The organism is Staphylococcus sp. FSL W8-0305, from assembly GCF_037966415.1.
Lineage (GTDB): Bacteria > Bacillota > Bacilli > Staphylococcales > Staphylococcaceae > Staphylococcus > Staphylococcus aureus.
Map to the genome: position 1 here is coordinate 1,424,572 of NZ_CP150198.1, position 13,670 is coordinate 1,438,241.

Below are 13,670 nucleotides of genomic sequence, written 5' to 3' on the forward strand. Positions count from 1 at the left end.
TTTATAACTTTTCCACTATCACACTATCATGATTTAATACAACTTCCAAATGTTAGAATTAGGGTTTGAATTTAGGCGGTGTATTAGAAAAATGTTATGTAGAACTCAGTTAAAATAAGTATTGCTTAAGTTGATATTCACATAGTGCGATTGCTTGTTAGCCTTTAAATTACATGTACTTTTGAATCAGAAATTGAAAAATCATTTAAGAACGACAACATTAAAGCCATTGCAAATTCAATTAGAAATACTATAATGTTTTGATTTGCATAACAAAGAAATTAAAACTGTTAATATTAACATGGGATATCCATTATAAAACATTCATCTTTGTAGTTGATAATTCTATATTTCGGATTTTTATTCATTCTATCTATGAGTCGAATTTTTATATTAAATTTAATAATTTTAGATTTAAAAAACTCCTTTATTATTCAGCTTTTTTTAAGAAGTATTACATGAGCTTTTTTAATGCCAATGGGAACAATGTTTATAAAAAAGAAAAACATAGTTACTGCACCCCAACAGATAAATATAATTATATTTTGAACATCTATAGTTATCAGGGCATATAAAGTGAAAAATGAAAAACCACCGAAATATAAATATGCAAATATTATAAAGAAAAAATGTTTTAAATTAGGTAGCAATATCATTTTCTGACTTTTTTCTTTATTCATAGTAAAAACACTTAATGCTAACCTACGATTTAAATTTAGGTAGAAAAATAAAATACCAAGAAATACAACAAAAAATATGGCTATTACTATTGTTTTTTCCAATCTAACATTAAATAAAGGCATATACTTTCTAAAAGTCACACTAAATAAAACTGAACTACCTAATGCTGGCCAAAATGCATTGTTTTTAGCAGGTTTGAAAGTATTTAAATTTTCTAATTCTTCTTGACTGATCTTGATGTATCTTTTTGGTGTCAACCAATTAAGCAATGGAATAAATAAAACTAACCAATTATTTATTATATTCACCATCAAATATTCATCATTATATTTAATAATTCTATATTTGGGATTTTTGTATATAGCTATTACCTCGCAAAGCAATGTCTCCACATCCCTTTAATTTTATGTGTAATACATTTTTCGATACTTCAAAAGACATTAAAATATTATCAACTTACTATCATTAAAAATTTTATTCATTGTTATTTGCATATCTTTAATCTAAATTTATTACTACCATTTAATTTTTAAGTATGACATGAATGTTTTTATCTATAATTAAAGCTATATTCACTAGAAAAAAACCCATCATAACTGCAATCCAAGCAAAATATACTATTATGTTTTGGTAACTCATTGATAATAGTGCATCTAGGAATAGCATAGTCAATCCGCCAAATAAAATATATCCAAATAATGTGAAACAAACATTTTTTAGTGTAGGTATTAAAAAAATTTTTGACCTTTTATTTTTAGTATTATAAATATTTAAAGATGATTTTTTAATTAGGCGTACATAAAATATTAAAATCCCTATAAATGTGATGCAACATATGGCAATAACTAATTTTTTATCAAGTTGAACGTCAAGTAAATGTGTATATTTTCTTAATGCAACTCCCAGCAAAGCAGAGCTACCTGCAACTGGCCAAAAAACATTTTTTAGCAGGTTTAACAATATTTAAATCGTCAAATTCTTTTTTACTGATTTTGACATATCTTTTTGGGATGAACCAATTGATAAATGGAAAAAATAAACTAATCCAAGTGCTTATTATATCGACCATTAAGTATTCATCATTATATTTAATAATTCTATATTTGGGGTTTTTATTGATGATTTTAGATTCGCATAGCAACATTTACCAGCTCCATTTCTTAGGGCTTATATGATTAGAAATACTTTTTGAACCTTCACCAACAACATTCCCAACACTATCTACGGCTTTTTCTGTAGATTTTTTAACACTATCGATACCATCGTCTAGTTTATGTCCTATCCAATCGTTTTTACCTTTTATTCCAAATTCATTTCTTTGATTGGTCCAATATACAAGTATTGACGAAACAGAACTCGCAGTAAATCCAGCTAAACCATCATTTTTCCACCGTGTTAGTTTTAGATAATACATAAATTTTTTTGTCAATAATCGATGACATGTTTAACAGAAAGAAACCTGCAGTCATTACCAACCAACCAATAAAGCCTATTATATTTTGAGGATTTAAAGTTAATAACATACTTAGAGCCATTATTGAAAGACCGCCAAATAAAAAATAATAAAATATTGTAAAGCAAAAGTTTTTTAATGAAGGAAATAAAATTATTTTCCCTTTACTAGAGTTATTATTATAAATTTCCAATCTTAGCTTACGATTCAGAAATAAAAAAAGTATTAAAACACCCAGAAATATTGCACAACATATTACAATCACCATGTTTTTCTCTAATTGAATATTAAGTGAAGGAATATATTTTCTAAACGTAACTCCGAACAAAATAGTACTACCTGCAACTGGCCAAAAAGCTTTATTTTTAACAGGTTTGACAATGTTTAAATCGTCAAATTCTTTTTTACTGATTTTGACATATTTTTTTGGAATTAACCAATTAATCATAGGAAGAAATAAAGTTAACCAGGTACTTACTAAATCAATCATTAAATATTCATCACCATATTTAATAACTCTATACTTAGGATTTTTGTTGATAACTTTAGATTCACATAGCAACATTTACCAGCTCCATTTCATAGGGTTTAAATGATTAGAAATACTTTTTGTAGCTTCACCAACACTATCTACGGCTTTTTCTGTAGATTTTTTAACAACATCGATACCATCGTCTAGTTTATGTCCTACCCAGTCTGCTTTATCTTTTATACCAGCCTTATTATTTTGATAAGCCCAATCTACAAGCATTGTCGAAACCGAACCAAACACAAAGCCACCTATAACAGCCCATCCTACTGGATTACTTGCAAATAACGCGATAGTAGCAGTCATACCCGCACCTGCGCCAATACCTATTCCTGTAGTTAAAGCATTATGCGACAATGCCTCTCCAACTGTTTTATCATCGTTTGCCATATCATCATACATACCTATACCAAATCCTACACCTGCAACACCTTTGCCTAGGTATTTTCCGCCTTTTGCAAATTTACTACCATTTTCTATAAACACATTACCTGATGTACGTTTGACTTCCACAAATGAATTTGGACCGGCTGGGCCTTTCACTCCACCTGCTGTGTTAATAAATACACCGAATTTACTTGCATTTATACCGCCTTGCTCTAAAAGTGTTGACGTAATATCTAATCCTATATCTCGTTTAATACTATCTTTATTGTCATTTATATATTTCATTATACTTTTCGGGATATCGTCTTCTGGATGTTCTTTAGCATATGTCTTTATAACAGCAAAGTCTGCTTTATTTAAAGTTTCTTTCTCTGCTTTTTGTTCAATTTTCCCCATAGCAACTTTCAAATATTTTTCATGACTTGCTTTAGCCCAATCAAGTTCTTTACCTGAAGGTATATTAAATTGATTTGTTGAAAAGTTCCAAAAATTTTGCGCTTGGGTAAGTCCTTGTTGTACAATTTTTTGAAATTCTTCAACTTCTTTAAATATTTCTGGTGATTTTTGATTAAACTCACGCAATTTGCGTAGCTTCTCTTCTAATTCATGTTTTTGTTGACCTAATGTTCGTATTATTTGTTGGTTCGATGAAATGGCTTGCTGATTATCGGAAGCATGCTTTTTCAAATTGTTATTCAAATTTTCATATCGCGTAATTTGTTGACTTAATGATCTGATATCTTCTTCAAGCTCTGATTCTTTTAAAGATATGCTATCAACCTCACTCGTATAACGTGACACAAAATTATCGCAAGCTTGCTTCGTTAAATCACTCAATGTTTTCATACTTGTTGATAATGGAATTAACACCGTACTAAAAAATTGCTTAGCTGACGTATACGCTTTACCTTTAAGCGCATCATCATTGATAAATTGAGTAATTGCTTTTTCCAACGCATCATAATTTGAATTCATTGTTTGACTCAAATTACCCACACTTGAAGCTTGGTTTCGAGATCTGTCTAAATACATGTCAATACTCATCGGCATGCTCCTTTTTCAAAAATATATGATTTTCAAACTATTTAAAATCAAATGCTTTTTACATCTACAAAATTGTAAAATTTTAAAACTCGGCGATGATTATTTCTTATGTAAAGGAGTCTAGATGCAGGTAAATTGAGATAACATGTCGCCTTTTTTCTTATTTTAGCATATGGATATAATGGTGTCTTTGTATATTCGCAATTAATAAATAAAAATTATCTTTCAATATTTTAATTTTATTGCGACAACATCCTTAACATTAAATATATTAATATCTCAAAATATATTCACTATTAAAATATGTCATCAGTTGTTAAAAGTATTTCCTCATTATGCGAAATATCAAAACGTCTCTAAAATACGAACAAGTTTATACAATCACACAACATCATCATTCAAAATTTTATTGCCCTTATTTTCAATACTCATTTCATATCTATTAGTTCATACATAACTAAAATTCAATTACGCAATCTCACCGTTAATGCAACAACTTTCAAATAATAAATCATCATAATAATCACACCTAATTCAACACTTTTCAAACATAAGTATTGACACATTGAGCAAAATGATTTTTAATTGTAACTAATACAGTTACAATTACGAGGTGAGAACCATTGAATTTAGAATTTAACATTGCCGTACATGTATTAACTTTTTTAACTAAGCATCATTCAGAAAAATTCAATAGTAGTTCATTAGCTGAATTAACTTGTTTAAATCCTGTTCAATTACGCCGCGTGACGACTCAACTTGTCGATTTAAAAATGATTAACACAATACGGGGTAAAGATGGTGGTTATTTAGCAAATGATCGTAGCGCTGATGTCTCATTAGCAACATTATATAAACATTTTGTCTTAGAGAAAGAACATCACACACGACTATTTACTGGCGACGAAGGTAGTCACTGTCAAATTGCTCGTAATATTGCAACTACCATGTCACATTATCAACAAGACGAACAGAATAACATTATTAATTTTTATAAAGAAAAAACAATCAAAGATGTCATTGAAGACATTCAAAAGGAGGATTTATGTCATGAAAACATATGATTTAATTGTAATAGGATTTGGGAAAGCTGGTAAAACTTTAGCGAAATACGCTGCATCAACAGGTCAACACGTCGCAGTTATCGAACAATCTTCGAAAATGTATGGCGGCACTTGTATCAACGTAGGATGTATACCTTCGAAGACACTTGTACATGATGGATTAGAAGGCAAATCCTTTGAAGCAAGTTATAACCGTAAAAACGATGTTGTCAATGCGCTAAACAATAAAAATTACCACTTATTAGCAGACGACAGTAACATTGATGTATTGGATTTTAAAGCGCAGTTTAAATCTAATACTGAAGTGAATTTATTAGATCAGCATGGTGATATCGTCGATAGTATTACTGCACCTCATATCATTATTAATACCGGTGCTACCTCTATCATTCCTAACATAAAAGGCCTTGATCAAGCTAAACACGTCTTCGATTCAACAGGTTTATTAAACATTAGCTATCAACCTAAGCACCTCGTTATTGTAGGTGGCGGTTATATCGCCTTAGAATTTGCTTCAATGTTTGCGAATTTAGGTAGTAAGGTTACAGTATTAGAACGTGGTGAATCATTTATGCCACGCGAAGATCAAGATGTCGTTGCACATGCTATTACTGACTTAGAAAATAAAGGCATTGCATTGCATACAAATGTTGAAACGACTGAATTGTCATCTGACAATTATCATACAACTGTCCATACTAACGTTGGTAACTTTGAGGCTGATGCAGTACTTTTGGCTATCGGACGCAAACCGAATACGGATTTAGCATTAGAAAATACTGATATCGAATTAGGCGACAGAGGCGAAATTAAAGTCAATGCTCATCTTCAAACAACTGTGCCGCATATTTATGCTGCAGGTGATGTTAAAGGCGGACTTCAATTTACGTATATATCTTTAGATGATTATCGAATTATCAAATCATCTTTATATGGTAATCAGTCACGTACGACTGACAATAGAGGCAGCGTGCCTTATACAGTATTTATAGATCCACCATTATCACGTGTTGGATTAACTAGCAAAGAAGCTGCCGCTCAACATTATGATTACACTGAGCATCAACTTTTAGTAAGTGCTATACCTCGTCACAAAATTAACAATGATCCAAGAGGTTTATTTAAAGTAGTCATTAATAATGAAAATAATATGATTTTAGGTGCTACATTATATGGTAAGCAATCTGAAGAATTAATTAATATAATTAAACTTGCGATTGATCAAAACATTCCATATACCATATTACGAGATAATATTTATACGCATCCTACGATGGCCGAATCATTTAATGATTTATTTAATTTCTAGACAAAACATAAAAACCTGGTGGCACGCATTGAATGATGCTGCCATCAGGCTTTATTGTTGTGCTTTTCGCTTTTCTAATTTTTCTTTAAGCTTTCTATCTTGTTCTTCTTTACGACGTTTACGTTCTTCATGTCGTTTTCTTAAACGCTCTTCTTCTTCAGGATCACGTGGTTTCTTTAATTGTTGAGAAACTTTTTCGATTAATTCTTCTTCAGTAAGCGCAGCCAGTGGGCGGTTATTAACAAAAGCGAATGTTTTTCGGCGTCCAGGTCCACAATAAGATTGACAACCTATCACGATTTCAGCATCGGGATCTAATTTTTCCAACTTCTTTTGTAACGTTCTTATATTGACTGCCTGACATTCATCACAAATAAGGAATGTATTTTTCATATTGCTACCCACCTTTCTTTATCATATCTATATCGTCGATTTCATTAATTTTTTCGTTAACTCTATCTATTTTACTCTTTTTAATATTTTTTTCAAGATACGTAACACAGCTGGCAATAAAAAATGGAGCATTTATCTTCTAATTAAATTAGATGATTGCTCCCCTATCAAATCATTTATTGCCCATGATAAATATTAAATTTTAATGGTTTAATACCATGTTTTGTCCATTCATCATAAATTTTTTCTTTATCTACATCTTTATTGATAATTGTAATACCACAGTCTCCACCACCAGCGCCTGATGTTTTAGATGCGCCGTGATACTTTTCAGCAATATCACACAAATATTTTAGCTTTTCAGTTTCTATATCAACTGTAGCTTCTTTATCCATACGTTGAATAATTGTACGATTCTGACGCACCATCTTTTGCACACCTTTAATGTTATTTGTTTTAAAAGCATGAATAAGTTTTTCAACACAACGATGTGAATCTTCTAAGAAGTCACCGTAAAATGAAGGATCTGATTTCAAACGTTTCACTTCGCTAACAAAGTGTGGTGATGACGCCGGTGAGCCAGTCCAACCGATAAGTACTTCCATATTTTCAGGTGCTTGTAATGGTTCGATGTGCAATCCAGGCCAGTTTTTGATTAAAACTTCTTCAACCGTAGTATCTTCAATTTGATGCTTAACCCATTCATGATCAAAAGTACTATACGCTAGCCATCCACTATATACACTCACAGCAATATCTCCGCATGAACTTAAACTTTGTAACTTCATATTTGCAATCACTGCTAGTTTATAAATGTATAAATTAGATAACTTCATATCATAAAATTCATTTAATACTTTTATAACTGATACAAGTACTGCTGCACTTGAACCTAATCCATATTTATGACCATTTGAATCATCTAAATTACTATCAATAGTCAGATGAAAATGCTTCATCGCTATATCGCAGCTTTTCGCATACTGTTCAAATATTTCAATAGCTGTGACCACATAATTTAATTGTTTTGCTGCATGTGGATCTGAAATGACAATACTATCTTCATCTCTACTAAATGTAACTGGGTTATGATGTAATGCTTTTGAATGAATGGTACCTTTATATTGGTCTGCTTCTTCAATAGTAGCAGTTACAAAACGATCTAACGCAATAAGTACAGATTTATATCCTGGTTCTGTTACAGCATATTCTCCAGCAATATAAAGTTTTCCGGGTGCTTTGACCTGAATCATTTTATCTCTTCCTTACTCAATTATTTCAATTCCTGTGGCAATAATGTCACTATCAATAATTTGGTTATTATCAAACTGTGTTAATAATTTATCTATAATCTGTTGCTTGTTTTTCTTTTCTACAAGTATTTTCACATTAGGTCCCGCATCCATTGTAAAATAACACGGATACCCCGCTTCTCGGCATTCGTGAACGAGCGCCATTACATCATAACTTTCTTGCACAAGATATGTGAACGGCGGTGTTGATCCTAGATTCGTGGCATGCATACGCAAACCATTTTCTTCAATTACTTCACCAAGGCGTTTAAAATCTTTGTCTTGAATCGCTGCTTTTGCTTCAGCTAAATCTTCATCAATATGATCTAACCAATATTGATAAAATCTTGATGTGTTTCGTGTCAACGACATACCATATCGACTAGGTACCTTTTTAGAATGTTGATTAATCACAACAAATATCATGGCAAGGTCATCTTCAAAATGATTCGATTCAAGTGGAACGGCATATGACGTCTCATCATTATACCCTTTTTCCCATTCTGCAAATCCACCATAAATACTACGCGACGCAGAACCCGAACCGATTCGCGCCAATCTCGATAAATCCTTATCTGACAGCTGCAAGTCTAGCGCTTGATTACAAGCTGCTGCTAAAGCTGCATATGCGCTTGCTGATGAAGCCAATCCTGCTGCTGTTGGTACAAAATTGTCGCTTTCAATTTCTGCATACCAATCGATGCCAGCTCTATTTCTGACAATATCCATATATTTTGAAATTTTCTCTAATTCTTTGCCACTAACCTTTTCACCATTCAACCAAAATTGATCCTGTGTTAACTGGTCGTTAAAAGTGACTTTCGTTTCAGTGTAAAATTTTTCTAATGTAACAGATATGCTATTATTCATTGGAATGATTAGTGCTTCATCTTTTTTACCCCAATATTTAATAAGTGCAATATTCGTATGTGCACGTGCTTTGCCACTTTTAATCAACGCATTAACCTCCTAAATTCTCAATCCATGTATGTGCTGCACCAGCTTTTTCTACAGCTTTTACAATATTTTTCGCTGTTGGTAAATCTTTGGCAAGCAATAACATACTTCCACCACGACCAGCACCAGTAAGTTTTCCAGCAATCGCACCATTTTCTTTACCAATTTTCATTAATTGTTCTATTTTATCATGACTAACTGTCAACGCCTTTAAATCCGCATGACATTCATTAAAAATATCCGCTAAGGCTTCAAATTTATGATGTTCAATCACATCACTCGCACGTAAAACTAACTTACCGATATGTTTTACATGTGACATGTACTGAGGGTCCTCACAAAGTTTATGAACATCTTCTACTGCTTGTCTTGTTGAACCTTTCACACCAGTATCAATAACAACCATATAGCCGTCTAAACTTAACGTTTTCAACGTTTCAGCATGACCTTTTTGGAACCAAACTGGTTTGCCTGATACAATCGTTTGCGTATCAATACCACTTGGTTTACCATGTGCAATTTGCTCTGCCCAATTAGCCTTTTCAATGAGTTCTTCTTTCGTTAATGATTTCCCTAAAAAATCATAACTCGCACGAACAAAAGCAACCGCGACAGCTGCACTCGATCCTAACCCACGTGATGGTGGTAAATTCGTTTGGATCGTTACTGCTAGCGGCTCTGTAATATTATTTAATTCTACAAAACGGTTCACCAAAGACTTAAGATGGTCAGGCGCATCATATAACATACCATCGTAAACATCGCTTTTAATAGACGAATAGTTCCCGCTCTCTAAGGCTTCTATTAAAACTTTGATTTTACCTGCGTTAAACGGTACTGCAATAGCAGGCTCTCCAAATGTAACAGCATGTTCTCCTATTAAAATAATCTTACCTGTCGATTCCCCATATCCTTTTCTTGTCATGTCAATATCACCTTTTATATTTATCCTATACTTGATACATTGTTTTTATTTATTAGTAAAAGACATCATATTCTAAGTTGCATACGCATTCGCGTTAAATTTCATTGCAGTCTTTATCTCACATTATTCATATTATGTATAAACTTTATTTTAAATTTATATATGACTTAACTTGATTAGTATAAAACTAACTTTCGTTTACTTCAAAGTTTAAATCTTATCGAGTGATATTTCAGATTCTTTATCTTTTTATAAAATAGCCCTACAATTTATAATTTTCCACCCTAACTATAATACTACAAATAATAATTGGAATATATAGATTTACTACTAAAGTATTAGAACATTTCAATAGAAGGTCGTTTCTTTCATAGTCATACGCATTATATATACCCTATTCTCAATCTATTTAATACGTAAAACATGAAATTTCCTTATTAAATTTATTATTTCAATCATATCATTACTTTTAATTTAATGATGTTCAATTTAAATATTAGGTCAATAACATATTTATGCTATTTATGGATACTTTCAAAAATAACAGCCCCAAACGATAACTTGAAAGGGGCTGTTAAATATTTAACTATTGCATTTGGTCTATCATTTTCTTGTTTCTTTCAATCATTTTATCAAAATACGTATCGTATCTTTGCCATTCTTCTTGAGTAATTGGCGTCATATTTAATACACCGCCAAGATCTTTGATTGCATATAATAGTAAAAACATTACATCTTGAACAGTAATCGTTTTGTTAAGTAATGTCTCTAGTGAGGCCATACAAGATGGTTCAATTTCAGGGTATTTAAATTTAGTCACTTCACCTTTTAAAGCATGTTCATAAAATGTTTGCATCATCAATGCACGTTCTGAACCAGAGCCTTCAACACAAAGATAAATTTGTACAGCAATACCGCCTCTAACTCTTCGTTGCGATATGCCTGCAAATTTCTTACCATCGATACTTAAGTCAAATTTTCCTGGGCAATAAGAATGTTCAATTTCCATCGTATCAATATCAAAATTCTCATCTTCGAACATTTTGCTAATTAAGAGATACATCACAGTAAACGCTTCATCAATCGTTGTTTCTGTTTGTCCTTTGAACATCAGCGATATATTTAATACACCTTGATCTAGAACGACACCTAGGCCGCCAGAATTTCTAACAATGGCATTATAACCAATCTCATTCGTTAAATAATCAATGCCATCTTTTAAAAACGGCAATCTTGAATCATGAATACCAAGAATAACAGTATGTTGATGAATCCAAGTACGCACAACATTATCTGATATATCTTTGCCCACACTTTCACAAAATGTATCATCGAATGCGAAAGATTGCATAGGCTCTAATCCAGAAGAATGATCGATATATCGCCAGTTGACGCCATTAAAATATTTACTCGCTAAATCCATCGTTATTGTAAGGCTTGCGCTGCTGTGATGAATGAAAGATTGTATACATCTTCAATTGAGCAGCCACGTGATAAGTCATTTACTGGAGAATTTAAACCTTGTAATACTGGACCAACTGCATCATATCCACCTAAACGTTGTGCAATTTTGTAACCAATATTACCAGCTTCTAAACTTGGGAATACAAAGACATTTGCATCACCTTGTAATTTAGCACCTGGCGCTTTTTTCTCAGCAACACCTGGTACAATCGCAGCATCAAATTGGAATTCGCCATCAATGATTGCTTCTAATTTTTCTTCTTCAGCTTTTTGTTGTGCTAATTTGACAGCTTCTTGAACTTTTGTCACATCGTCTGATTTAGCAGACCCTTTTGTTGAAAAGCTTAACATTGCAACTTTTGGATCCATGCCAAAGCTTAATGCTGATTTTGCACTTTCTACTGCAATTTCTGCAAGTCCTTGTGAATCAAGTTCTGGATTGATTGCACAATCACCAAAGATGTACTGTTCATCACCTTTAATCATAAAGAAGATACCTGATGTTCTTGATACACCTGGTTTCGTTTTGATGATTTGTAAAGCTGGACGCACAGTGTCGCCTGTTGAATGTGCTGCACCACTAACTAAACCATCTGCTTTACCAGCATAAACAAGCATTGTACCGAAGTAGTTCACATTGTTTAATAATTCTTGTGCTTGTTCTTCAGTCGCTTTACCTTTACGTCGTTCAACAAATGATTGAACTAATTCAGCTTTCAATTCACTTGTCGCAGGATTAATTAATTCAATATTAGAAATATCAAGATTAAGTTTTTGCGCTAAAGATTGAACCTTAGTCTCATCACCTAACACGATTGGTGTAACATAATCTGTTGCTTGTAATTGTGTTGCAGCTGTTAGAACACGCTCGTCCTCTCCTTCAGGTAATACGATTTTAACGTTTTTACCAGAAAGTTTGTCTTTTAATACATTTAATAAATCAGCCATAATGTCCTCCTGTAATATAAATCTTATTAATCATTCACGGTATAATTATACGCCATTTTATTTCATAATGCCACGTCACCAATTTGTAATCATAATTTTATCGTTACCCCTTTGCTTTATGATAAAATTTATAAAGAACTGATGATTTTTGAAAAGGAGCGATAAACATGAGTCAAGCAGCCGAAACATTAGATGGTTGGTATAGTCTACATTTATTTTATGCAGTTGATTGGGCATCATTACGTCTAGTTCCAAAGGACGAACGCGATGCACTTGTCACTGAATTTCAATCATTTTTAGAAAATACAGCAACTGTAAGATCATCAAAATCTGGTGATCAAGCTATTTATAATATAACTGGTCAAAAAGCAGATTTGTTATTATGGTTCTTACGTCCTGAAATGAAGTCTTTAAATCATATTGAAAATGAATTTAACAAATTGCGCATTGCTGACTTCTTAATCCCTACATATTCATATGTATCAGTCATTGAATTGAGCAATTATTTAGCTGGTAAATCTGATGAAGATCCTTATGAGAACCCTCATATCAAAGCAAGATTATACCCAGAATTACCACATTCTGATTATATTTGTTTCTATCCAATGAACAAACGTCGTAATGAAACTTATAACTGGTACATGTTAACTATGGAAGAACGCCAAAAATTAATGTATGACCATGGTATGATTGGTAGAAAATATGCTGGCAAAATCAAACAATTTATTACTGGTTCTGTAGGTTTTGATGATTTCGAATGGGGCGTAACATTGTTCTCAGACGACGTATTACAATTCAAAAAAATTGTATACGAAATGCGCTTTGATGAAACAACAGCACGATACGGTGAATTCGGTAGTTTCTTTGTAGGACATATTATTAACACAAACGAATTCAATCAATTCTTTGCGATTTCTTAATACATTGGTACGTTTATAAATTAATAAAAAATTCCAAGCTTATCGGTTTAAGCTTGGAATTTTTCGTTTATCTTCAGTATATTCCCGTATACATAAGACGTGATTTGGTAAATAGTTGAAATCTGTATGTTTAAACTTATATATATGTGCTAATGTAATATCAATAACAAAGTACACTTTGCTCATAGCAAAGTGTACCCGAGTAGTCTTCCTTGGGAGAACTTTAACTACTATCACTACATATAAACGTTAACCTCAATAGAAATTATACAGTCGCTACTCTATACAATTTTTGTAATGGTTA

13 protein-coding genes and 2 pseudogenes are annotated in these 13,670 nt (G+C 32.1%); 3 read left to right on the forward strand and 12 right to left on the reverse strand.

The features are described 5' to 3' along the window. Nucleotides 1-434: 434 nt before the first annotated feature. The 6 genes and pseudogenes from NST10_RS07070 to NST10_RS07095 form a co-directional block, all read right to left on the reverse strand. On the reverse strand, nt 435-1,064 hold the full coding sequence (locus NST10_RS07070) for a DUF443 family protein (protein ID WP_000882189.1): 630 nt from the start codon (nt 1,062-1,064) through the stop codon (nt 435-437). 139 nt (nt 1,065-1,203) lie between these two features. Then, a pseudogene (locus tag NST10_RS07075) lies at nt 1,204-1,825 on the reverse strand (DUF443 family protein). After that, nucleotides 1,826-2,035, reverse strand: a pseudogene (locus NST10_RS07080) (transposase); the annotation flags it as partial. 25 nt (nt 2,036-2,060) lie between these two features. Then, the gene (locus NST10_RS07085; protein ID WP_000882123.1) at nt 2,061-2,696 is read right to left on the reverse strand and encodes a DUF443 domain-containing protein; all 636 of its coding nucleotides are present in this window, start codon (nt 2,694-2,696) and stop codon (nt 2,061-2,063) included. Nucleotides 2,697-2,699: 3 nt separating this feature from the next. After that, nucleotides 2,700-4,094 (reverse strand): T7SS effector LXG polymorphic toxin, encoded by a 1,395-nt coding sequence (locus NST10_RS07090; protein WP_339209139.1) that lies wholly within the window; start codon nt 4,092-4,094, stop codon nt 2,700-2,702. A 464-nt stretch (nt 4,095-4,558) separates the two neighbouring features. After that, nucleotides 4,559-4,660 carry a hypothetical protein gene (locus NST10_RS07095; protein ID WP_016186842.1) on the reverse strand — a complete coding sequence of 34 codons (102 nt, stop codon included), beginning with the start codon at nt 4,658-4,660 and terminating at the stop codon, nt 4,559-4,561. 57 nt (nt 4,661-4,717) lie between these two features. Here NST10_RS07095 and hypR point away from each other — a divergent pair, with 57 nt between their 5' ends. Beyond that, a complete protein-coding gene (hypR, locus tag NST10_RS07100; protein ID WP_001047251.1) occupies nt 4,718-5,158 on the forward strand; it encodes a redox-sensitive transcriptional regulator HypR in 441 nt (146 codons plus the stop codon). Then, nucleotides 5,145-6,467, forward strand: coding sequence for a hypothiocyanous acid reductase MerA (gene merA, locus NST10_RS07105; protein ID WP_000860607.1), 1,323 nt, complete (start codon nt 5,145-5,147; stop codon nt 6,465-6,467). Before hypR ends, merA begins: the two co-directional genes overlap by 14 nt. Before the next feature lie 51 nt (nt 6,468-6,518). On the opposite strand, the gene NST10_RS07110 is transcribed toward merA, so the two are convergent. The 6 genes from NST10_RS07110 to pta all read right to left on the reverse strand — a co-directional run bounded on the left by NST10_RS07110 (nt 6,519) and on the right by pta (nt 12,446). Further along, a complete protein-coding gene (locus tag NST10_RS07110) occupies nt 6,519-6,860 on the reverse strand; it encodes a DUF1450 domain-containing protein (RefSeq protein WP_000798965.1) in 342 nt (113 codons plus the stop codon). A 176-nt stretch (nt 6,861-7,036) separates the two neighbouring features. Continuing rightward, nucleotides 7,037-8,113, reverse strand: coding sequence for a phosphomevalonate kinase (locus NST10_RS07115; RefSeq protein WP_000616885.1), 1,077 nt, complete (start codon nt 8,111-8,113; stop codon nt 7,037-7,039). A gap of 12 nt (nt 8,114-8,125) precedes the next feature. Beyond that, nucleotides 8,126-9,109 carry a diphosphomevalonate decarboxylase gene (gene mvaD / locus NST10_RS07120; protein WP_000597327.1) on the reverse strand — a complete coding sequence of 328 codons (984 nt, stop codon included), beginning with the start codon at nt 9,107-9,109 and terminating at the stop codon, nt 8,126-8,128. Nucleotides 9,110-9,113: 4 nt separating this feature from the next. Beyond that, nucleotides 9,114-10,034, reverse strand: a complete 921-nt coding sequence (mvk, locus tag NST10_RS07125; RefSeq protein ID WP_000197032.1) for a mevalonate kinase — start codon at nt 10,032-10,034, stop codon at nt 9,114-9,116. A 586-nt stretch (nt 10,035-10,620) separates the two neighbouring features. After that, complete coding sequence (locus NST10_RS07130; protein WP_000362355.1) at nt 10,621-11,457, reverse strand: biotin/lipoate A/B protein ligase family protein; 837 nt, start codon at nt 11,455-11,457, stop codon at nt 10,621-10,623. A 2-nt stretch (nt 11,458-11,459) separates the two neighbouring features. Further along, on the reverse strand, nt 11,460-12,446 hold the full coding sequence (gene pta / locus NST10_RS07135) for a phosphate acetyltransferase (RefSeq protein ID WP_000774286.1): 987 nt from the start codon (nt 12,444-12,446) through the stop codon (nt 11,460-11,462). 167 nt (nt 12,447-12,613) lie between these two features. Between pta and hemQ the strand changes: the two genes are divergently transcribed. Further along, nucleotides 12,614-13,366: a hydrogen peroxide-dependent heme synthase gene (gene hemQ, locus NST10_RS07140; RefSeq protein ID WP_000075713.1), complete on the forward strand. Its 753-nt coding sequence runs from the start codon at nt 12,614-12,616 to the stop codon at nt 13,364-13,366. The last annotated feature ends 304 nt before the right edge of the window (nt 13,367-13,670 follow it).